Source organism: Lysinibacillus sp. fls2-241-R2A-57, from assembly GCF_030209535.1.
Lineage (GTDB): Bacteria > Bacillota > Bacilli > Bacillales_A > Planococcaceae > Lysinibacillus.
In genome coordinates this window covers 1-21,982 of sequence record NZ_JARVRU010000114.1, presented here as the reverse complement: position 1 = coordinate 21,982, position 21,982 = coordinate 1, and the positions used below count along the sequence as shown (strand labels likewise).

27 protein-coding genes and 1 other annotated feature are annotated in these 21,982 nt (G+C 39.3%); of the genes, 21 read left to right on the top strand and 6 right to left on the bottom strand.

Annotated features, from left to right (window positions below; all coding sequences use genetic code 11):
- The 11 genes from minD (at position 1) to QRN68_RS17450 (ending at position 7,492) form a co-directional block, all read left to right on the top strand.
- The gene (minD, locus tag QRN68_RS17500) at positions 1–798 is read left to right on the top strand and encodes a septum site-determining protein MinD (protein ID WP_285398190.1); all 798 of its coding nucleotides are present in this window, start codon (positions 1–3) and stop codon (positions 796–798) included.
- A gap of 97 nt (positions 799–895) precedes the next feature.
- Positions 896–1,450, top strand: coding sequence for a M23 family metallopeptidase (locus QRN68_RS17495; protein ID WP_285398189.1), 555 nt, complete (start codon positions 896–898; stop codon positions 1,448–1,450).
- Positions 1,440–2,051, top strand: a complete 612-nt coding sequence (locus tag QRN68_RS17490) for a site-2 protease family protein (RefSeq protein WP_285398188.1) — start codon at positions 1,440–1,442, stop codon at positions 2,049–2,051. Before QRN68_RS17495 ends, QRN68_RS17490 begins: the two co-directional genes overlap by 11 nt.
- A gap of 45 nt (positions 2,052–2,096) precedes the next feature.
- Positions 2,097–2,172, top strand: a sequence feature (ribosomal protein L21 leader region).
- A 14-nt stretch (positions 2,173–2,186) separates the two neighbouring features.
- Positions 2,187–2,495 (top strand): 50S ribosomal protein L21, encoded by a 309-nt coding sequence (gene rplU, locus QRN68_RS17485; RefSeq protein ID WP_036124117.1) that lies wholly within the window; start codon positions 2,187–2,189, stop codon positions 2,493–2,495.
- A gap of 16 nt (positions 2,496–2,511) precedes the next feature.
- A complete protein-coding gene (locus QRN68_RS17480; RefSeq protein WP_285398187.1) occupies positions 2,512–2,868 on the top strand; it encodes a ribosomal-processing cysteine protease Prp in 357 nt (118 codons plus the stop codon).
- The gene (gene rpmA / locus QRN68_RS17475) at positions 2,865–3,164 is read left to right on the top strand and encodes a 50S ribosomal protein L27 (RefSeq protein ID WP_053484817.1); all 300 of its coding nucleotides are present in this window, start codon (positions 2,865–2,867) and stop codon (positions 3,162–3,164) included. The genes QRN68_RS17480 and rpmA overlap by 4 nt, the downstream gene beginning before the upstream one ends.
- 277 nt (positions 3,165–3,441) lie before the next feature.
- The gene (locus QRN68_RS17470) at positions 3,442–3,969 is read left to right on the top strand and encodes a Spo0B domain-containing protein (protein WP_285398186.1); all 528 of its coding nucleotides are present in this window, start codon (positions 3,442–3,444) and stop codon (positions 3,967–3,969) included.
- A 5-nt stretch (positions 3,970–3,974) separates the two neighbouring features.
- Entirely contained in the window at positions 3,975–5,264 is a 1,290-nt protein-coding gene (gene obgE / locus QRN68_RS17465; RefSeq protein WP_285398185.1) for a GTPase ObgE, read from the top strand.
- A 23-nt stretch (positions 5,265–5,287) separates the two neighbouring features.
- Positions 5,288–5,743 carry an ACT domain-containing protein gene (locus QRN68_RS17460; RefSeq protein ID WP_053484814.1) on the top strand — a complete coding sequence of 152 codons (456 nt, stop codon included), beginning with the start codon at positions 5,288–5,290 and terminating at the stop codon, positions 5,741–5,743.
- Positions 5,744–6,202: 459 nt separating this feature from the next.
- Positions 6,203–7,078: a prephenate dehydratase gene (pheA, locus tag QRN68_RS17455; RefSeq protein WP_285398184.1), complete on the top strand. Its 876-nt coding sequence runs from the start codon at positions 6,203–6,205 to the stop codon at positions 7,076–7,078.
- A gap of 24 nt (positions 7,079–7,102) precedes the next feature.
- A complete protein-coding gene (locus tag QRN68_RS17450) occupies positions 7,103–7,492 on the top strand; it encodes a thiol-disulfide oxidoreductase DCC family protein (RefSeq protein WP_285398183.1) in 390 nt (129 codons plus the stop codon).
- A gap of 208 nt (positions 7,493–7,700) precedes the next feature.
- Here the strand turns inward: QRN68_RS17450 and QRN68_RS17445 are convergent, their stop codons facing one another.
- A complete protein-coding gene (locus QRN68_RS17445; RefSeq protein ID WP_285398182.1) occupies positions 7,701–8,234 on the bottom strand; it encodes a transcription repressor NadR in 534 nt (177 codons plus the stop codon).
- 141 nt (positions 8,235–8,375) lie between these two features.
- Between QRN68_RS17445 and QRN68_RS17440 the strand changes: the two genes are divergently transcribed.
- The 8 genes from QRN68_RS17440 to QRN68_RS17405 all read left to right on the top strand — a co-directional run bounded on the left by QRN68_RS17440 (position 8,376) and on the right by QRN68_RS17405 (position 15,762).
- The gene (locus QRN68_RS17440; RefSeq protein ID WP_285398181.1) at positions 8,376–9,491 is read left to right on the top strand and encodes a LysM peptidoglycan-binding domain-containing protein; all 1,116 of its coding nucleotides are present in this window, start codon (positions 8,376–8,378) and stop codon (positions 9,489–9,491) included.
- A 70-nt stretch (positions 9,492–9,561) separates the two neighbouring features.
- Positions 9,562–10,359: a phosphotransferase gene (locus tag QRN68_RS17435; RefSeq protein ID WP_285398180.1), complete on the top strand. Its 798-nt coding sequence runs from the start codon at positions 9,562–9,564 to the stop codon at positions 10,357–10,359.
- 279 nt (positions 10,360–10,638) lie between these two features.
- Positions 10,639–11,259 (top strand): Holliday junction branch migration protein RuvA, encoded by a 621-nt coding sequence (gene ruvA, locus QRN68_RS17430; RefSeq protein ID WP_285398179.1) that lies wholly within the window; start codon positions 10,639–10,641, stop codon positions 11,257–11,259.
- Positions 11,260–11,277: 18 nt separating this feature from the next.
- Entirely contained in the window at positions 11,278–12,282 is a 1,005-nt protein-coding gene (gene ruvB / locus QRN68_RS17425; protein WP_285398178.1) for a Holliday junction branch migration DNA helicase RuvB, read from the top strand.
- Positions 12,283–12,299: 17 nt separating this feature from the next.
- Positions 12,300–13,340 (top strand): tRNA preQ1(34) S-adenosylmethionine ribosyltransferase-isomerase QueA, encoded by a 1,041-nt coding sequence (gene queA, locus QRN68_RS17420; protein WP_285398177.1) that lies wholly within the window; start codon positions 12,300–12,302, stop codon positions 13,338–13,340.
- 58 nt (positions 13,341–13,398) lie between these two features.
- Entirely contained in the window at positions 13,399–14,544 is a 1,146-nt protein-coding gene (tgt, locus tag QRN68_RS17415; RefSeq protein WP_285398176.1) for a tRNA guanosine(34) transglycosylase Tgt, read from the top strand.
- Positions 14,545–14,717: 173 nt separating this feature from the next.
- Positions 14,718–14,978 carry a preprotein translocase subunit YajC gene (gene yajC, locus QRN68_RS17410; RefSeq protein ID WP_285398175.1) on the top strand — a complete coding sequence of 87 codons (261 nt, stop codon included), beginning with the start codon at positions 14,718–14,720 and terminating at the stop codon, positions 14,976–14,978.
- A gap of 148 nt (positions 14,979–15,126) precedes the next feature.
- The gene (locus tag QRN68_RS17405) at positions 15,127–15,762 is read left to right on the top strand and encodes a DUF421 domain-containing protein (RefSeq protein ID WP_285398174.1); all 636 of its coding nucleotides are present in this window, start codon (positions 15,127–15,129) and stop codon (positions 15,760–15,762) included.
- On the opposite strand, the gene QRN68_RS17400 is transcribed toward QRN68_RS17405, so the two are convergent.
- Positions 15,759–17,276 carry a putative polysaccharide biosynthesis protein gene (locus tag QRN68_RS17400; RefSeq protein WP_285398173.1) on the bottom strand — a complete coding sequence of 506 codons (1,518 nt, stop codon included), beginning with the start codon at positions 17,274–17,276 and terminating at the stop codon, positions 15,759–15,761. The two genes, QRN68_RS17405 and QRN68_RS17400, sit on opposite strands and share 4 nt — an antisense overlap.
- 93 nt (positions 17,277–17,369) lie before the next feature.
- On the opposite strand from QRN68_RS17400, the gene QRN68_RS17395 reads away from it, so the two are divergent.
- Positions 17,370–17,678 (top strand): post-transcriptional regulator, encoded by a 309-nt coding sequence (locus QRN68_RS17395; protein ID WP_285398172.1) that lies wholly within the window; start codon positions 17,370–17,372, stop codon positions 17,676–17,678.
- Positions 17,679–18,024: 346 nt separating this feature from the next.
- Positions 18,025–20,292, top strand: a complete 2,268-nt coding sequence (secDF, locus tag QRN68_RS17390; RefSeq protein WP_285398171.1) for a protein translocase subunit SecDF — start codon at positions 18,025–18,027, stop codon at positions 20,290–20,292.
- 9 nt (positions 20,293–20,301) lie between these two features.
- Here the strand turns inward: secDF and QRN68_RS17385 are convergent, their stop codons facing one another.
- The 4 genes from QRN68_RS17385 to QRN68_RS17370 form a co-directional block, all read right to left on the bottom strand.
- Positions 20,302–20,463 (bottom strand): hypothetical protein, encoded by a 162-nt coding sequence (locus QRN68_RS17385; RefSeq protein WP_285398170.1) that lies wholly within the window; start codon positions 20,461–20,463, stop codon positions 20,302–20,304.
- Entirely contained in the window at positions 20,420–20,545 is a 126-nt protein-coding gene (locus QRN68_RS17380; RefSeq protein ID WP_285398169.1) for a hypothetical protein, read from the bottom strand. The genes QRN68_RS17385 and QRN68_RS17380 overlap by 44 nt, the downstream gene beginning before the upstream one ends.
- 57 nt (positions 20,546–20,602) lie before the next feature.
- Positions 20,603–21,640, bottom strand: a complete 1,038-nt coding sequence (locus tag QRN68_RS17375) for a hypothetical protein (RefSeq protein ID WP_285398168.1) — start codon at positions 21,638–21,640, stop codon at positions 20,603–20,605.
- 78 nt (positions 21,641–21,718) lie between these two features.
- A partial coding sequence (locus QRN68_RS17370) for a hypothetical protein (protein WP_285398167.1) occupies positions 21,719–21,982 on the bottom strand: 264 nt, incomplete at its 5' end.

The following is a 21,982-nucleotide window of genomic DNA, read 5'->3' as shown; positions in this document are numbered from 1 at the left end:
GTGGGAGAAGCGATCGTCATAACTTCAGGTAAAGGCGGTGTCGGAAAAACAACGACAGCGGCTAACCTTGGGACTGCATTGGCTCTACAAGGTAAAAAAATATGTTTAGTAGATACAGATATTGGTCTACGTAATTTAGACGTAATTTTAGGCCTTGAGAATCGCATTATTTACGATTTAGTAGATGTTGTTGAAGGGCGCTGTAAGATTCATCAAGCGTTAATAAAAGATAAACGTGTAGATGAGAAACTATTTTTATTACCTGCCGCTCAAACGACAGATAAAAATGCTGTAAATCCTGAGCAGATGAAGAGCCTAGTAGAGGAACTGAAAAGAGACTATGATTATGTTTTAATAGACTGTCCAGCGGGCATTGAACAAGGCTATCGAAATGCTGTTGCTGGTGCAGATCATGCAATTGTAGTAACAACGCCAGAAATCTCTGCTGTGCGTGATGCAGATCGAATTATTGGCTTGCTCGAACAGGAAGAAATTACTGCACCTAAGCTAATTATTAACCGCATTCGTCAACATATGATGAAGAGCGGCGATACTTTAGATGTGAATGAAATTACAACACATTTGTCTATCGATCTATTAGGGATAATCGTAGATAGTGAAGGAGTTATTTCATCTTCCAATAAAGGTGAACCAGTAGTAATGGATCCAACTAACAAAGCATCTCTAGGCTATCGTAATATTGCCCGTCGAATACTTGGGGAATCTGTGCCACTTATGGCAATTGAAGATGAACATAGAGGTGTATTTTCAAAACTTAAAGCGTTATTTTCAAGATGATTATAAGCCAGCCTTTTCGTGCATTTGTACGAGAAGGTTTTTTTCTTGTGCATGAATGGACATGCAGCCTCATATAGTGTGAAAAAAGGATGAGGGCTTGTTTAAGAAATGGAAATGGTTGGTCACAATATTACTTGTGGCTGCAATTATGCTCGTAATTCGTTTAGAGGATCAAGGTGTATTGGAAACACCTGTGCGAAAACTTGTTACAACATCAGCAGATTTAACTTATTTAAGCGAGCTCGGACAAAGTTGGCTAAATAAAGACGATGCAACAATAGTGGTATCGAGTGATGTTGGGCAAACTGAACTATTAACATTTGCTAATGCGCAAGTTTTTCAGGAAGGCTTTTTATTGCAGTATGATGCGGGTCTTCCAGTGTATGCTGGACAAAATGGTCTTGTCGTTTTCACTGGTCATACAAAATATACTGGTAAAACAATGACGATTAGCTATGATGATGGCACAACAGTTTCTTATGGTATGTTGGATAGTTTAGCACAACTGCCATATACAACGGTGCAGGCAAATGATTTAATCGGCATGAAAGAGACGGGACAACTCTATATCTCGATTGAAAAAGATAAGTCATATTATAGTTTAGAACAAATTGTACAGTGGCTTGAAGCAGCGGCGTCCAATGAAAATTAAACTGCATCTTCTATGTATCCCTTTCGTATTTTTAATGATTTTTAGTGGCCAAATTGCTTATTACTCCATTATTTTATTTTCGTTATTATGGCATGAAGCAGGTCATCTATTAGCTGCAATGCTTTGTGGTGTTAAGGTAAAATCATGCGTTATTACACCTTACGGAGGGGAAATAGAGTTTGAAAATCCAACGGTTGTGTCAGCAACGTCACTCCTATGGATTGCCCTTGGAGGACCAATCGCTACAATATTAGGGATTGGCCTCGCTTTTTTTATGCCAGAACTACTTGCTTCTAAGCTCATCCATGTACAACTTGTGCTATTAGCCATCAATGTATTACCAATTATTCCGTTAGATGGTGGCAGAATATTTTTAGCGTCTTTATATTTATTCTATCCAAGGGTTCGTATATTTGAATATTACTACTGGATTTCATTTTTAATTGCGTCTATACTACTCATGATAACTTTAAATTACCTCCCACAAGCTATTTTTTTAGCAATTTTATGTTTATTTATTTGGCTTCAAGCGTTGAAAGAATGGAATTATCGAAAATATCGTTTAGCATTTGAGAAATATGTAATGAATAGATTGACTTAAAATAAATCGTGTGGTAATATCTTAATGTTATTGTTTGTAGCACCTGTGCTACTACAACCGCACTGGAAAGGTTTAAGTATCATATGATCACCTTTATAAACAGGCGAGTCTGAGTCTATGAGGAGGTGCAGTAAAATGTACGCAATTATTGAAACTGGTGGTAAACAAATCAAAGTAGAAGCTGGTCAAGAAATCTATGTTGAAAAATTAGGTGTAGAAGCTGACGAGGTTGTAACTTTCGATAAAGTTTTATTCGTAGGTGGCGAAAACGTTAAAGTTGGAGCTCCATTCGTAGAAGGCGCTACTGTAACAGCTAAAGTTGTGAAAGAAGGCCGTGCGAAAAAAATCGTTGTTTTCAAATTGAAAGCTAAAAAGAACTACCGTCGTAAACAAGGTCACCGTCAACCTTACACAAAATTAGTTGTTGAAGCTATCAACGCTTAATTGTGAGGTGTAGCGAATGATACAAGTTACGATTCATCACAATGAAAATAGACATGTGTCCGCATTTGAATTTTCAGGACATGCTGAATACGATGAATCTGGTAAGGATTTAGTATGCGCAGGAGCATCTACAATTGCCATAGGTACTGTGAATGCTATTTATGCACTACTACAATTACAGCCAGAAGTCGAACAAGCTGCTGAAGGTGGAGGCTATCTTAAGGTAGATTTACCATCAGATATAGAGCCTGAAATTGATGCAAAACTACAGTTAATTGTCCAAGTAATGACTGCCCAAGTGTATTCAATGGTACAAAATTACGGACAATACATCCAAATCAACTACAACCAAGTAGGAGGTGGAACACGATGAAATTATTATTAGCATTAGACCTTCAACTTTTCGCATCTAAAAAAGGGGTAGGTTCTACTAAAAACGGACGTGACTCTGAGTCTAAACGTCTTGGTGCTAAACGTGCTGATGGCCAATTCGTAACTGGTGGTTCAATTCTTTACCGTCAACGCGGTACAAAAATTTACCCAGGTACAAACGTAGGTCGTGGTGGTGACGATACACTATTTGCTAAAGTTGACGGCGTTGTTAAATTCGAACGCTTAGGTCGCGATCGCAAACAAGTATCTGTATACCCAGCATCACAAGAAGCTTAATCTTCAAAAAAGATAACATAAAGCGTAGGACTGCATTTATTGCAGTCCTTTTTTTGGCTAAATTTCAACTTCTTTTTTCAGAAGTCTACCATCTCTATAGGTGGTGAGATAAATGCGGATTTAAGCTACTTCTCAGCGGATGTCCAAACACCCGCTGAAAGAAGATAAAGTCTCCGGCGTACGCAATTATGACGAGGTATAATTGATTGAAGAATTAAGGGAAAAATACAGCAAAACTTGTTATACTAGTAAGGATAACTTTATTGGAGTGAATGGGATGAACAATCAATCACTAACCATTAGTGAAGTATTACGTTTTGCAAATCATGATTATGTGAATCAGCTTCAGCTTATTCGCATGAATTTAGATTTAGGTAGAATTGATGAATCAAAAAAACTTATTCAAAATTATTCGGAACAGTTACAAGCGCTTTCTATCCTTAATCGTCTACAATTACCGCAAACAATCGAGTGGCTGCAAACAGCAGGCTGGCGCTATCCTTCATTACCAATGAAGCTTAGCGGTGAGATAAAAAAGCCCGTCACAAATAATATTGATACGGAAATTGTAGATTACTTAAACAAAACAGTTATGCATGTTTATGATACATTAGATCCATTTACAGAGCAGAGCTTAGCGCTCGATGTACGTGTTGACGATCATACATTTGCCGTGACATTCACGCTAAATGGGCTATGGAGTGCTGATGCATTCACCGAAAAAGGTTTGAAACAATTAGACATTCAAACAAATGAACAGACGAATACGTGCTGGCAATATGTCTTGAATGCAAATAGGGAGTGAACTAAATGTTTGTCGATCACGTTAAGATTTATGTAAAAGGTGGCGATGGTGGTGACGGAATGGTTGCCTTCCGCCGAGAAAAATATGTACCGAATGGTGGTCCAGCTGGTGGCGACGGTGGACATGGTGGTAACGTAGTATTTGAAGTTGAAGAGGGTTTACGAACATTAATGGATTTCCGCTATAAACGCCACTTCAAGGCTGACCGTGGTGAGCATGGTATGAGTAAAGGAATGCATGGTAGACGTGCAGACGATTTGATCGTTAAAGTACCACCAGGCACAGTCGTATTGAACGAAGAAACAGGTGTTGTTATTGCCGATTTAGTCGAGCATGGTCAACAAGCGATTATCGCAAAAGCTGGCCGTGGTGGCCGAGGGAATTCTCGCTTTGCAACACCAGCTAATCCTGCTCCAGAACTTTCTGAAAAAGGTGAGCCAGGACAAGAATTAAATGTTATATTAGAGTTAAAAGTTTTAGCAGATGTGGGGCTAGTAGGTTTCCCAAGTGTTGGTAAATCAACGCTTTTATCTGTTGTTTCTGCTGCTAAGCCAAAAATTGGTGCATATCATTTTACAACGATTGTACCGAATTTAGGGATGATTGAAACAGATGATCATCGAAGCTTTGCGATGGCAGATTTACCTGGTCTTATTGAAGGAGCACATGAAGGGGTAGGCTTAGGTCATCAATTTTTACGACATATTGAACGTACACGCGTTATTGTTCATGTTATTGATATGTCAGGAATGGAAGGTCGCGATCCGTACGAGGATTATTTAACGATTAATGAAGAGCTAAAGCAATATAATCTTCGTTTAACAGAGCGTCCACAAATTATTGTTGCCAATAAAATGGATATGCCAGAAGCAGAAGAAAACTTAGAGGAATTCCGCAAAAAAGTGGGAGAAGATATTCAAATTTTCCCGATTTCAGCAATTTCACGTCAAGGTTTAAAAGAGTTACTATTTGCCATTGCTGATTTACTTGAAGTAACGCCTGAATTCCCTCTATATGATGATGTAGAGGAGCAATCAGAAGCAACGGTAATGTATAAACATGAAGGAAAAGGTGAAGATTTCGAAATTACTCGTGATGATGATGGTGCATTTATCATTAGTGGATACGCAATTGAACGCCTATTTAAAATGACTGACTTTAGCCGTGAAGATGGTATTCGCCGTTTTGCTCGTCAATTGCGTGCAATGGGCGTAGATGAAGCACTACGCGAACGTGGAGCACAAGATGGCGATACAGTTCGTCTGCAAGAGTTTGAATTTGAATTTGTCGATTAAGACAAGGTTTTAGGGGGAAGCGTATGAAGAATGTTGCGAATCAGCGATATTATTTAGTTCGTGAAGATGTTTTAACGGATGCTATGCAAAAAACTTTGGAGGCGAAACACCTACTTTCAAGTGGTTCGGTATCTTCCATATGGGATGCGGTAAAGCAGGTGGATTTATCGCGTAGTGCGTTTTACAAATATCGTGATGCTGTATTTCCTTTTCACTCAATTGTGCAGGAACGCATTTTAACAGTCTTTTTACAGCTTCAGGACCGTAAAGGAACACTTGCAAAGCTTTTAGAAACAGTGACAATTACGCATTGCAATGTACTGACTATCCATCAAACAATACCGATTCAAGGACGTGCCAATGTTACATTGTCATTAGATGTAACTAGTATGACATGTGAACTTGATGATTTAATACAGCAACTCAAACGTTTAGATTTTGTAGAATCAGCGGAAGTAATTAGTTCTGGTGCATTGTAATGACTAAAAGCAAGCTTGAATTTTTGACAGAATGTAAATAAGCTTAAAAGGAGCAGTCCCATGTGAAGTAATTATCGCTTTATGGGACAGCTCCTTATTCTATAAGAAAAACTATTGCAAAAAAGTTCTATGAGGCAATTGCCTGAATGTTTAGGAAGGCTTCACATTACGCCTCAGCTCATCATTTGATCTTTTGGGGATTGAAAATTCTAAATTTTTGCATTTTAGTCGTTCGTCACCAAAGATTGTGGATAACATATAGTGAAACGTAGGTGTTGAAGTGAAGACTAGGCGCCTCCTTGGGGGATTGGCGTCACCGATGAGACTCTGGAGCGAAGTGGCTCATCGGACGCCCCAAAGGAAAGCGGCTAGTCGGAACGGAAATCAACCCTACGTTTTGGTGATGTACAATTTAAAATCAAACTATAAACTACAATAGTAGTGGAGGAGGTAAATGTAATGACAGAGCAACAATGGGAAAAACGAATTGGATATTTAGGACCGGAAGCATCATTTACATACTTAGCAACGAAGGCAACCTTTCCAACTGAGTGGCTTGTCCCTTGTGCTACAATTCCAGAATGTATCGAGGCAGTAGCGAAGGGGAAGGTAGATTTAGCAGTTGTACCGTTGGAAAATGCTTTAGAAGGCTCCGTATCACTAACGCTTGATTATTTATTCCATGAGGCAACACTCTATGTTACTGGAGAACTTCAATTGAAGATACAGCAGCATTTAATGGTCAATAAAGAGCGGAAGGACAATTGGGAATCGATTAAAGGAGTTTATTCACATCCACATGCGCTAGCACAGTGTCATAAATATTTATTTTATCGATTCAGCCATGTTCCGTTACATCAAACGACATCAACAGCAGCAGCGGCAAAATATGTATCCGAAAATCCGAGCGAATGCATGGCGGCGGTTGGCAATGCAGCGGCAGCAGAAAAATATGGCTTAGAAATTGTTCAATCTAATATTCATGATTTCCATTTTAACCATACACGATTTTTCGTATTATCTAAGCAAAATATACGATTACCACAAAATTTATCGAATGGACAGGCAAAAACAACGTTCATGATTACATTGCCGACAGACCGTTCAGGGGCATTACACCAAGTACTATCAGTATTTGCATGGCGTCAGCTAAATTTAAGTAAAATCGAATCAAGACCATTAAAAACGGGCTTAGGTGATTATTTCTTTATGATTGATGTATTGGCAGATGAAAAGGAGCCTATGATGCGTGGGGCTATGGAAGAACTAGCTGCACTTGGTTGCAAGGTGAAGTCACTTGGTACATACTTTACTTATCTAACTTCAGACGAGTAATTAAAGTGGCTAGGAGGAATCATTGTGGGTGGTATTATTTTGTTTGACGGAGTATGCAATTTTTGTGACAGTAGTGTGCAATTTATTATCAAACATGATGAGGCAGCATATTTTCAATTTGCATCTATCCAGAGCGATGCTGGGCAGGCGTTACTTGTTCAATACGAAGTACCAAAAAATATAGATAGTGTCATATTAATTGAGCATGGAAAGGCCTATTTTGAATCTACAGCAGCACTTAAAATCTGTCGGAGATTAGATAGTTTTTGGCCAGCTTGTTTTGTTTTCATCCTTATCCCGTCATTTATGCGAAATAGGATGTACCGAATATTTGCAAAAAATCGGTATCGTTTTTTCGGTCGAAAAGAAAAATGCTTATTGCCAACACCTTCACAGCGAAAAAGGTTTCTCTAAATTTGAAGAGGTTGGGACATAAGTATATTTTCAATGCAAAATTACAATATTTCACATCAGAAAAGCGCAAGAAATCAACGTTTCTAAAATTGATTTCTCGCACTTTTTAAGGTTTTGACCAGTTATGTCCCAGCCTCTCTTCTTTTTTAGCATAAATAGAAAGTTGCTAGTTATTGTGAAAGCTAGCAGCTAAGTAAAGATGAATAAATTATTGATCCGCTACTAAATAGCCTTTTTTTTGTAAAGTGAGCTCTATTAAATCTATAATTTCAACTGAAGGCGCAGAAATTACATGAAGATGTGTACCCCCCGTTAGTTCGGATAAGTAACTTGCCTGTGTATCGGTAACACGTTGAATAAATTTTTTTACTTCATGACGGTTAGAGACCATAATAGATGCAGTAATTTCGCCATAAATAGGATGTTCTACAATAACATTTTTTACTGTACCACCGCAATCAACTATTGTAATAAGCTCATCTTCTGCATCCTCTGAGGTATGGAAGCAAGGGATTGTACGTTCAACAGTTTGATGTAATTGTTCCTGATGCATATAAATATATCCTTGGCTAGTTGCAATAATAGGTTCATTTCTAGCCTTTAATAATGTCATATCATTAACAATGACTTGTCTAGAAACATTTGCGAATTTAGCTAAGTCCGTCCCTGTTATAGGTGCTGTGCTTTTTTTTAGCTGTGCTAGAAGTTGCAGTCGGCGTTCTTCGCCTAACATTTTTTTCATAAGAGATCACCTCTGCCTGTAATAAAGGAAGCCGTTTTCCTTAGAACTAGTGTACCATGAAGCATTTCCAACATGCGTGAATTTTTTGTATCCAAATGAAACATTGAACATATGATACGTAGAGAGGAAGGGAGGAAAAAATTGCGTATTCATATTGTTCAAAAGGGAGATACGTTGTGGAAGATTGCGAAAGAGTATGGTGTTTCGTTTGAAGATTTAAAACGGCTCAATGCTCATCTTGCTAATCCAGATTATATTGTACCGGGCATGGAAATTATCCTACCTGAAAAAATACACAAAGAACCTCATAGAGAACAGCATCGAGAAACAGATTGGGGAATGCATAGAGAAGGACATAGGGAATCACATAAAGAAGGGTACAAGGAACATATGCACAAAGAACATATGCACAAGGAGTCACCTATAAAACATGTTAAAGAAAAAGAGGTACAGAGACCGATGCCACCACCGATTATTGTACCACCACCACCGATGCCAGAACCACAGATGATTCCTATTCCTTATCCAATGCCAATGCCGATGCCACAGCAAGCGCCTGTTGAGCTTAACTGGAGTCAACAAGTTGTCATGCCACAAGTAGAGCAAAATCAAACTGTATCACCAATTCAAATTCAACCACCACCACAGCCTGTAGCACAACCGGAACTACCGCCACCACCAGCCCCAATGCCACAACCGATTTTTATCATGCCACAAATGCCGCAAATGCCGACAGTACCACATTGTGCAAGTTGCCATCAGCCAGTACACCATCATATGTATTGGCATATGCCAATGCATATGCCGATGCCAATGCCAATGCCGATGGAAATGCCAATGCCAATGCAAATGCCAATGCAAATGCCAATGCAAATGCCAATGGAACCGCAAGTAGAAGCTTATACGATGCCAGAGCAACCAACATCATGTGAAATGCCAGGCAGTAAAGTTGCTGGGATGGAAAATTTCTTAGAATCTAGTTCATCACCATTCTTCCCTATGAAGCCTGAATTTGAGCAAATGCCGGAGATGGGAGTGGGGCATTCCTGTGGTTGTAATTCACAACCAATGATGATGCCAAATTGGAAAATGGACTCATGTAATTGTCAACCGCCATGTCCACCACCGTGCCCACCACCATGTCCAATGCCATGTCAATCATCATGTCCACCACCGTGCCCAATGCCGTATTCGTCAACAGGTCCATGGATGTCACCGCACTTTTTCCCAGGCGGGATGACGCCTTATCGATGGTGAAAAAGCGTATATCGTTGAAGAAGTAAAGTCGAATATTTGGAAGTATAAATGTCAATCAAATAATTATTTTGTGAAACGTGCAAAGCAGTTAGAAATAGCAGAAAAGGTAAGGGTTATACATCGACAGCTTGGACATCTTGAACCCTCGCTGATTTTACCTTTAATGAAAAGTGATGATGAGTATTTAATCGTGCAAGCTTGGCAAGAAGGAAGTCATAGTGCGAATTTTGCACATAAAAAAGATCGGAAGGAATCACTTAAGTTATTAAATACTTTACATGATACACATAAGAAAATTGCTTGGCAGCGAGTGCCGGGCTTGCACACCTATTCACAGCTTTTAAAATGGCAAATGCGTCATATGCGTTTTAAGAGCAGACGGGATGAATTTCGTGCATTTTTAACGAAAGAAGAAATCAATCATATTTTACAATATAGTGAGAAGTCGTTACAGTTAATTGCTCTGGAGGACGTACCCGAAAAAGAAATAACGCTTTTACATGGAGATGTCGTACATCATAATTTTTTATGGTGCTCAGATGGAGAATTGCGTTTAATTGATTTTGATTTGTCTCATCTTGGAGAAGCGGATGATGAATATATTTTATGGTTGCATCGTGTACTGCCAGCTGTAGATTATGACATTGGTAAAATATTTGCAGAGCTACCAGAGTTGGAACGCTTAGATAAAAGAAAGCTACATCGTTTAAAATATCCAAATGAGCTATTACGTGAATGGCTTTTTGCAGTTGATTTACCATTAGATCAACAGCTTGTGTTTTTAGATTATTTAGTGCCGTTTACAAAACGAGCCCTCACATATTGGCCGAAACTGTGGTACGATATTGATAGAATGATGAAGAAATGACCGTCTATTGGCGGTCATTTTTGTGTGTGAACGACTACTTGTGCTTTTCTAAATGTTAAGTAAGTTAAAGCCTATGCCGAGGCATAATTGATTTGTGGATAACCTAGAGCATAGTTTTCGTCTAGGCTAAAGCGCTACATCCTCGAGGTCGCTTCGATCCCTCGGGCAAAAGTGGTGGATCGCTTACTTTTGCTTCGGGCTCTTCAGCGCATTTGTTATAGTCGAGCATTCGTTCGCAATATGCTATAATCGAAGACGATGATTGTGAGGGATTATAGAATGTATGATTATTTAAAAGGACAAATAAAGCGTATCACTCCTGAGTATATCGTCCTTGAACAGCAAGGGATTGGCTGGCAGTTGAATACACCTAATCCATTTGCGTTCAGGACATCTGCACTTGAACAACAAATTTTTGTACACTTGCATGTACGTGAGGATGCACAAATGTTATATGGCTTTCCAAATTTAGACCAACGTGAGCTGTTTCGTAAACTTATTCTAGTGTCAGGAATTGGACCAAAGGGTGCTCTTGCTATTTTAGCTACTGGGAACCCACAACAGGTGATAAGTGCTATTGAACGAGAGGATGAATCGTTTTTAGTAAAATTCCCGGGTGTGGGCAAGAAAACGGCACGTCAAATGATTCTAGATTTAAAAGGTAAACTTGGCGGATTAATGGAGACTATTGAGCTACCTAGTTCAGAGGATGAGCTTCCATTATTTGGTGTGAATCCATTTAAACATGAGCTTGAAGAAGCTATTCTTGCCTTAATGGCACTTGGTTATTCTGAAAAAGAACTTGAAAAAATACGTCCACAGCTTGAAGAAAATGACAAGCTTGAAACAACAGATGCATTTATGAAACAAGCATTACAATTACTATTAAAGTTAAAATAGTGAAAGGGGGGAAAGTACATGTCTGAACGTATGATAGCTAGTGAGGCAGGTAGCTATGATGAACAGTTTGAATTATCTTTACGTCCACAAAGACTAGCTCAATACATTGGCCAGCATAAGGTAAAGGAGAATTTACAAATTTTCATTGAAGCGGCAAAGCTTCGTCAGGAAAGTTTAGATCATGTGCTGTTATATGGACCACCTGGACTTGGTAAAACTACATTAGCTGCTGTCATTGCCAATGAAATGAATGTTAATGTGCGGATGACTAGCGGCCCTGCAATCGAACGTCCTGGCGATTTAGCAGCTATTTTAAGCTCACTAGAGCCAGGAGATGTGCTCTTTATCGATGAAATACATCGCCTGCCTCGTGCAATAGAAGAGGTGCTTTATCCAGCAATGGAGGATTTTTGTTTAGACATTGTTGTTGGTAAAGGCCCTGAAGCGCGTTCTGTACGACTTGATTTACCGCCATTTACACTCGTTGGTGCAACAACAAGGGCTGGTGCATTATCAGCACCTTTAAGAGATCGCTTTGGCGTATTATTAAGATTGGAGTATTATGATACTACTTCACTTGCAGAAATTGTCGTGCGTAGTGCTCACTTATTTAATGTTGATATCGAGCAAGTAGCAGCACTTGAAATGGCGAGACGCTCGCGTGGGACACCCCGTATTGCCAATCGCCTGCTTAAACGAGTGAGAGATTATGCACAGGTGCTTGGAGATGGTATGATAACAGAGGGACTTGCTAAGCAAGCGCTCGAGCTATTGCAAGTCGATCCTAGAGGGCTTGACCATATTGACCATAAACTTGTGACCAATATGATTGAGCGCTTCCGTGGAGGCCCTGTAGGCTTAGATACGTTGGCAGCATCTATTGGTGAAGAACGTGTAACGATAGAGGATGTGTATGAGCCGTATTTGATGCAAATCGGCTTTATACAACGGACACCACGTGGACGTGTGGCATCACATTTAGCCTACGAACATTTTGGATATGAATATCCCCAACAAACCTAGAAGAAGGAAGTATTTTCATGCGTGTAGAAGATTTTGATTTTGAATTGCCAGAGGAGCTCATTGCACAAACACCACTTGTGGATCGTACAGCTAGTCGACTAATGGTCGTGACGCCAGGCTCACAAAATGTTGAGCATCATCATTTTGCTCATATTTTAGATGAGCTACATGCAGGGGACTGTCTTGTATTAAATGATACAAGGGTCTTACCAGCGCGATTAATGGGCATTAAAGAGGAAACCGGTGCTCATATAGAAGTACTGCTATTAAAGCAAATGGCAGGTACGGATGAATGGGAAACACTTGTTAAACCAGCTAAGCGTGTAAAAGTTGGCACAGTTGTAACATTTGGAGATGGCTTACTGACAGCTACTTGTACAGGAGAGCTTGATCATGGTGGACGTACATTTGAGTTTAAATATAATGGGATTTTTTATGAAATTTTAGAGCAACTTGGTGAGATGCCATTACCTCCATATATTCGTGAAAAATTAGAGGACAAGGATCGTTACCAAACCGTTTATGCAAAAGAACGCGGCTCAGCAGCAGCACCAACTGCTGGTCTTCATTTTACAGAAGAATTGCTAGAGCAAGTTAAAGCAAAAGGGGTCGAAGTTGTATTTATCACTTTACATGTAGGGCTTGGAACTTTCCGTCCTGTAAGTGTAGATTCAATTGAAAATCACGAAATGCATGCCGAATTTTATAGTGTAACGGAAGAAACTGCATCTATCATTAACCGTGTAAAAAGTAATGGTGGAAAAGTAATTGCAGTTGGTACAACCTCTACCCGCACATTAGAAACGATCGGCTCTAAATATGAAGGCGAAGTGCGAGCAGAACAAGGTTGGACGTCTATTTTCATTTACCCAGGATATGAATTTACGGTTGTGGATGGTTTAATCACAAACTTCCATTTACCAAAATCAACTCTTGTAATGCTTGTGAGTACACTTGCGACAAGAGCAACAATTTTAAATGCATATCAAAAAGCTGTAGAAGAAAAATATCGCTTCTTTAGTTTTGGTGATGCTATGTTTATTCGTCCAAAAGGATAAACTAAGAAAAAAATCGGAGTACTGTTTTTACTTTAGATAAGAGAGGAATATTTATTTTATGACACAACCAGCAATTCGTTATGAGCTACTTCATACTTGTAAGCAAACAGGAGCACGCCTTGGCATCGTGCATACGCCGCATGGCTCTTTTGAAACGCCAGCATTTATGCCTGTTGGTACACAAGCAACTGTTAAAACAATGTCCCCTGAGGAATTAAAAGAAATGAATGCAGGGATAATTCTGTCAAATACGTATCATTTATGGCTTCGACCAGGAAATGATATTGTAAAGGAAGCAGGGGGCTTGCATAAATTTATGAACTGGGATCGCCCGATTTTAACTGATTCAGGTGGTTTCCAAGTATTCTCCCTCAGTCAATTCCGTAAAATTGAAGAAGAAGGAGTTCACTTCCGCAATCACTTGAATGGAGATAAATTGTTTTTAAGTCCAGAAAAGGCGATGGAAATTCAAAATGATTTAGGTTCGGATATTATGATGGCATTTGATGAATGTCCACCATACCCTGCAACATATGACTATATGCTGCAATCAGTAGACCGCACAACGCGTTGGGCTAAACGTTGTAAAGAAGCTCATAAACGTACAGAAGAACAAGGTCTATTCGGTATCATTCAAGGGGGCGAATATGAGGATTTACGCCGTCGTTCTGCAGAAGCATTAGTAGAGCTAGATTTCCCAGGTTATGCAATTGGAGGGCTTTCTGTTGGGGAACCTAAGGACGTCATGAACCGAGTATTAGAGTTTACAACACCTTTAATGCCAACTAATAAACCACGTTATTTAATGGGTGTAGGGTCGCCTGACTCATTAATTGATGGTGCTATTCGAGGTATTGATATGTTTGACTGTGTATTACCGACACGTATTGCCCGTAATGGTACATTAATGACATCTGAAGGCCGTTTAGTTGTTAAAAATGCAAAATATGCACGTGATTTTGGACCAATTGATCCGAACTGTGATTGCTATACATGTAAAAACTATTCACGCGCGTATATTCGTCATCTAATTCGTACGGAAGAAACGTTCGGTATCCGTTTAACGACTTACCATAACTTACATTTCTTATTGAAGCTAATGGAGCAAGTACGTGAGGCAATTCGTGAAGATCGTCTTGGCGATTTCCGAGAAGAATTTTTCGAGAAATATGGCTTTAATGGACCAAATGCAAAGAACTTCTAATATTTAGTTAAAAAATCATGTAAATTTATGTGGGTTGTGGATATTACTAGCAAAATAATGTCTATTATAGAAAAAATATTAGTAATATAGATAAATTTTGGGCTTGTCCATCGCTTTTTTATGGTGGAATAGTCTATACTAAAAAAGTGAGAATTGGAAAGGGGGCAAAAATTATGGGACAATATACTAGCTTAATCATGATGTTAATCATGTTCGTTGCAATGTGGTTTATTTTAATCCGCCCTGCTAAAAAGAGACAGCAGGAAACACAAAATATGCAGAGTAGTTTGCAACGTGGAGATAAAGTTATTACAATCGGTGGCTTACACGGCGAGGTTGACGCAATTGAGGACACAGCTGTGACATTAAAAATCGCAGACAATGTACGCGTGAAATTTGATCGTCAAGCAATCGGTCGTGTTGTAAATAACTAATATTTGTAGGCGTTGTCCATCATATATGGTGGACAACGCCTTACTCATTATATTTAGCTTTGTCAAAATGTAAGAATTCATTTTTGACAAGGCTTTTTTGTATAAAAAGTAACTTACACGGTCACTTTGATTATATGGGGGTGACTGCATGGAAGAATATTTTATGATTATTTTTAGAACATGCTTTTTATATGTGTTTATCCTAATAATTTTTCGTTTAATGGGTAAACGTGAAGTCGGCGAATTATCTGTAATAGATTTAGTCGTGTCCATTTTAATGGCTGAGGTTGCAGCCTTTGCGCTTGATGACTTTGAAAGTCCTTTATTTAATGTGATTTTACCAATCATCGTGTTGTTTTTCATTCAAATAGGGAGTGCATATATTTCACTTAAAAGTAAAAAATTCCGTGACCTAGTTGATGGTGATCCAGTATTACTTATAAGAGATGGTGTCATTTTAGAAAGTGAAATGCGCAAGCAACGCTATAATTTAGATGATCTATGTCAACAATTACGCGAAAATGGTACTGCTTCCGTCACAGATATTGCTTATGCCTACTTAGAGCCATCAGGCAATCTTTCTGTTTATAAAAAAGATGAAAAGGCATTTGTTTACCCACTTATTATCGATGGCGATATTCAGGATAGGCACTTAAAGATATTGCATAAAGATGCTGATTGGTTAATGGCAGAGCTGGCTAAAAATAATATTCAGGATAGTAACACCGTCTTTTTTTGTATTTGGGAAGTCGATCGGATGCATATCCAGCTGAAAGAAACTTAAACTTTTTTTGCTAACTTACGAAGGTAGCGCAAATCTGTTATGCGTAACTGATTGGAAAGTAGTAAGAAAGTAAATAGTAAAAACAAGGTTACACAGCTGCTTAAAATGAATGGCAGTGGCATTATTTGCATCAGGAAATACTGAGTAACACAAACAGCAATAAAGCAGCTATACGGGACAACAAACATTCTAAAGCCGGCACGTAAATTTTTACGCTGTCTTACTGTTGCGATATGCAGAAACGAAGTTAGTAAAACGCCAAAGCCAATTGCTACAACAGCACCTTTTTCCTGTATACCAGGCTGAGAAGCAAGCACGAACATGACAAATAGTTTACCAAGTCCACCGTAAATCGAATTCATCATTGCAGCACGGGCTTCACCAATTGCTTGTAATATCGAATGCAATGGACTTTGAATATAATAAAAATAAAAAATAGGGGCTAATATTTTCACATAACCACGATTTTCTTGTAAGTGAAAGAGTTTCACTGCTAATTCGTCACCATGAACGAAAAAGTACGTAGCGGCAACACAGCCCACCAAGGAAGATAGTCGCAATGATACAGAAATACGTTCCTGTAGGAGTGGTATATGCTGACGTGCTACAGCGTCGCTAACAGCCGGTATAAGGACAATCGAAAGCGCCGCAGACACAAAAGCCGGGAATAATAATAGAGGGACTAATACACCCGAAATAATCCCATATAAAATTGTTGCTGCTGAAGCTGTCAATCCAGCCATAGTTAAAGCCTTTAGAAAAATGATTGGCTCTAAAAACCATGTAAAGGATCCGAACAGTTTACTTCCTGCAGAAGGAAGGGCAATGCGTAACATCGGCGAGGAAGGATAAGCCTCGATTTTGTTTTTTCGTGTCAATAACTTTTTCTTTGAGACAATATAATGCATCCACAAATACAAGAAAGCAACAACTTCAGCAAGAAGTGTAATGCCCATGGCAAAGGCTGCTGTAACGGCAGCATTATTATAGCCAGCCACAAGTGGAAGCGTAAATGTGATGAAGCTAATGCGGATAATTTGTTCAATCATTTGAGCCCAAGCCGTTGGTGTAATCTTCGTAATGCCCTGTAAATAAGCACGTAATAACCCAGAGCCGACTGACACTGGCACAGCAAAAAGTGCAATCCATAGCGTGAATGTTGTTTGTTCATTATGTAAAAGCGTTGACGAGATATATGGTATTGTAAGTGCAACAATCGGCATAAAGATGATCATTCCAATAAATGACCAAAAAATAGCCGTACGCATAACACCAAAGATGCTTTCACGTTTGTTTTTTGCTAGTAATTCTGCTACAATTTTTGCCACGGCGATAGGTAGTCCAAGTTGAATGAGTGAGATGAAGAAAATGAACGCTGGATAGACGGTCATATAAATGCCGACTGCCTCTTCACCAGCGATACGCATAAATTGCATTCTATAAAAGAAGCCAAAGAGTTTCGATAAAAAAATCACGAACATTAAAAATAGTGTACCTCGTACAAAAGAACTCATGCCATCCGTCCCTTCTCAAGCCACAAAAATTCATTTACACTATTTGTATGCAAACATGTCTTACGATACAACTTTGATTGGAGATGATTCAAAATGAGTATCCAACATGAGCAACTATTTGAAAAAATTCGTCCTGCAATTGATAGTAAGATAGAAGAGTGTAAACATTATCAATACGATGCGATTACAGCAGAAGAACTATGGCGCTATTGTGTGGAGAAAAAATGGCGCAAAAAAAATATTGAACAATTACGTTTACATGAAATTATCGCCACTATTTTTGCGATATCACCGTCCGATATCGTATCATTTAATCAAGTAGAATTTTTACAAAGCAATGATTGGTTTACAGACTTGAATACAGAAGAGTTAAAAATGCTACTTGGTCCGGTAAAAATTTAAGAAGACTGTGTGAAATTTGTCAAATAATAAAAGAATACTAAAAGTGTTGAATTGACAGCAAGCGCAACGTGTTTCATAATGAGTGTGTTGCGCTTTTTTTATTTGTAAAAAATATTTTTACTGAAAACCCTCCTTTTTCTTCTTATCTGAAGTTGGAGGCTTAACACCTATATACATAGGGATAAATTTGCGCGTTATGAACGATTGAAATAAGTAGAGCAACCTTTTTGAAGCACAGGCAACATTATTCTAAGGAAAAGGAGGAATAACGTTTCAAAAGGAATTGCTATTATACTTGTTTGTAGTGTAAGGAATGGCCTTACACCTATTCGAGGAGGATTTATAAATGAAACTAAAAAGTCGTATAGTGGCATTCGTACTGCTTTTGGTGATCTTTACAGCAACCATTGGTACGACTGTAGGCGGCGTCTTAAAGGACATTAAGCTTGGTCTTGACTTACAGGGCGGGTTTGAGGTTCTTTATGAGGTTACAGAATTAAAAGAAGGACAAAAAATTACACAGGATGTTATGGCAGCAACTGCAACTGCACTCGGTGAACGTGTAAATGCGATCGGGGTAAGTGAACCGAGCATTGTGGTTGAAGACAACAACCGTATTCGTGTGCAATTAGCTGGTGTTGAAGATCAAGAATCCGCACGTAAACTATTGTCTACTTCTGCGAATTTAACAATTCGTGATGTCAATGACAATGTATTGCTAGATGGTAATGACTTAAAGCCAGGTGGCGCCAAAGATTCCTTTGATCAGCAAAATCGTCCAATTGTATCGCTAACGTTAAAGGATGCGAAAAAATTTGCCGATGTTACAAGTGAAATTGCGGCGAAACCACCAGGTGAAAACTTACTCGTTATATGGTTAGACTTTGAAGAGGGTGTTGATTCATATAAAGCTGAATCACAAAAAGCGAAGCCTCGTTATGCATCTGCTGCACAAGTTACCCAAACATTAAATACAACAGATGTCATGATTAGCGGTAACTTCTCAGTTGAAGAAACAAAAAATTTATCAGGAATTTTAAATGCTGGAGCACTTCCTGTAAAGCTTACAGAAATTTATTCTACTTCAGTTGGTGCACAATTCGGTGATGAAGCATTGAAGAGTACAGTCTTCGCAGGTATTGTTGGCGTAATAATTATCTTCTTCTTTATGCTATTCTATTACCGTTTACCTGGCTTTATTTCCATCATTACACTTACTATTTTCACTTTCCTAGTATTAGTTGTGTTCGGCTGGATTAATGCAGTGTTAACACTTCCAGGGATTGCAGCTATCGTGCTTGGTATAGGGATGGCGGTAGATGCGAATATTCTAGCCGCAGAACGTATTCGTGAAGAACTACGTGTCGGTTATTCGGTTAAACAAGCATTCCAGATTGGTTCAAAGCAGTCTCTATCAGCGATTATCGATGCACAGCTAACTACATTATTAGCAGCGGCTGTACTATTCCAATTCGGGACAAGTTCAGTTAAAGGGTTTGCAACAACTTTAATTATCAGTATTTTACTAAGCTTCCTAACAGCTGTTTGGGGTTCTCGTGTACTATTAGGTTTACTTGTCAACAGCGGGTATTTCAATAATCCAGCATGGTTTGGTATTGCAAAATCTAAACAGCATAGCTTAGATGAAAATATCGGTACATTAGATTTATCAACGAAATTCGATCGTTTTGATTTTGTGCACAACCGTAAGAAATTCTATACATTCTCATTAGCTATTTTAGTGGCTGGTTTAGTGGTCATTGGTATTTTCCGCTTAAACCTTGGTATTGATTTCTCAAGTGGTACTCGTGTTCAAATTGAAGCAGACCATACGTTGACTAAAGAAGAAGTATCTAAATATATAAATAGTATCGGCTTCCCATCTGAAGATATCGTTCTTACAGGTGAGAAGAGTAACGCTGCGGTTATCCGTTATAAAGATGACCTATCACAAGCTGAAATTTTAAAATACAAAAAAGAAGCAGGCGAGAAATTTGGTACTGAACCCGGGGTAAGTACTGTATCACCAACTGTCGGTAAAGAGCTTGTGAAAAATGCGATAAAAGGATTATCTATTGCGGCTATCGGTATCATTATTTACGTAGCGGTTCGTTTCGAGTGGCGCATGGGTGTTGGGGCAATTGCCTCGTTAGTTCATGACGTATTCTTGATTGTTGCTGTATTTAGTTTTATGCGCTTAGAAGTCGATATTACGTTCATTGCTGCAGTATTGACGATTGTCGGTTACTCTATTAATGATACGATTGTTACATTTGACCGAATGCGTGAGAACTTAAATCGATATGATACAATTAAGGACCGTGAAGTATTGGCGGATATTGTTAACAAATCACTTCGTCAAACGATGGGTCGATCTGTTAACACAGTGTTAACGGTTATTATCGTTACAGTGGCACTTCTTATTTTAGGTGCACCATCGATTCAAAACTTCTCAATTGCTTTATTAATCGGTTTAATAACAGGTATGTATTCATCAATCTGTATTGCTGCACAAATCTGGTATTCATTAAAAGTTCGTGAAATGAAAAAATCAGATGGTCAGATTCACAAAAAAGAGAAAAAACAATGGGGAACTGATGAGCCTACTGTTTAACATCAGCTTTTAATACGAAACAGGGAAAGAATAAATTTCTTTCCCTGTTTTTTTATGTGGAAAATTAAAGTGACGGATAAAAGAGTAAGAGCGATGGATAGAAGAGCCGAAGTGACGGATAGAAAAGCTAAAGCGACGGAAAGAAGAGCCGAAGTAATGGATAAAAGTCAAAGTGACGGATAGAAGAGCCGAAGTGACGGATAGAAAAGCTAAAGCGACGGATAGAAGAGCCGAAGTGATGGATAAAAGTCAAAGTGACGGATAGAAAAGCTAAAGCGACGGATAGAAGAGCCGAAGTGATGGATAAAAGTCAAAGTGACGGATAAAAGAGTGAGAGCGACGGATAGGAAAGGCGAAGTGACGGATAAAAGAGTAAGAGCGATGGATAGGAAAGCAAGAGCGACGGATAAAAGTCAAAGTGACGGATAGAAGAGTAAGAGCGACAGATAGAAGAGCCGAAGTGACGGATCGAAGAGCAAGAGCGACGGATAAAAGAGCCGAAGCGACGGATAGAAGAGTCAAAGTGACGGATAAAAGAGCAAGAGTGACGGATAGAAAAGGCAAAGTGACGGATAGAAGAGCCCGAAGCGACGGATAGAAGAGTCAAAGTGACGGATAAAAGAGCAAGAGCGACGGATAAAAGCCAAAGTGACGGATAGAAGAGTAAGAGCGCCGGATAGGAAAGGCGAAGTGACGGATAAAAGCCAAAGTGACGGATAAAAGAGCCAAAGCGACGGATAGAAGAGTCGAAGCGACGGATAGAAGAGCCGAAGTGACGGATAGAAGAGCCAAAGTGACGGATAGAAGAGTCGAAGCGATGGATAGAAAAGCCGAAGTGACGGATAGAAGAGCCGAAGTGACGGATAGAAGAGTCGAAGCGATGGATAGAAAAGCCGAAGTGACGGATAAAAGCCAAAGTGACGGATAGAAGAGTAAGAGCGCCGGATAGGAAAGGCGAAGTGACGGATAGAAGAGCAAGAGCGACGGATAAAAGCCAAAGTGACGACGGATAGAAGAGCCGAAGTGACGGATAGAAGAGCCGAAGTGACGGATAGAAGAGCCAAAGCGACGGATAGAAGAGTCGAAGCGACGGATAAAAGTCAAAGTGACGGATAGAAGAGCCAAAGCGACGGATAAAAGTCAAAGTGACGGATAGAAGAGTCGAAGTGACGGATAAAAGCCAAAGTGACGGATAAAAGAGTAAGAGCGACGGATAAAAGCCAAAGCGACGGATAGAAAAGCCAAAGCGATGGATAGAAAAGACAAAGTGACGGATAAAAGAGTAAGAGCGACGGATAAAAGAGCCAAAGCGACGGATAGAAGAGTCGAAGCGACGGATAAAAGTCAAAGTGACGGATAGAAGAGCCGAAGTGACGGATAGAAAAGCTAAAGCGACGGATAGAAGAGCCGAAGTGATGGATAAAAGTCAAAGTGACGGATAAAAGAGTGAGAGCGACGGATAGGAAAGGCGAAGTGACGGATAAAAGAGTAAGAGCGATGGATAGGAAAGCAAGAGCGACGGATAAAAGTCAAAGTGACGGATAGAAGAGTAAGAGCGACAGATAGAAGAGCCGAAGTGACGGATAGAAGAGCAAGAGCGACGGATAAAAGAGCCGAAGCGACGGATAGAAGTCAAAGTGACGGATAAAAGAGCCAAAGCGACGGATAGAAGAGTCGAAGCGACGGATAA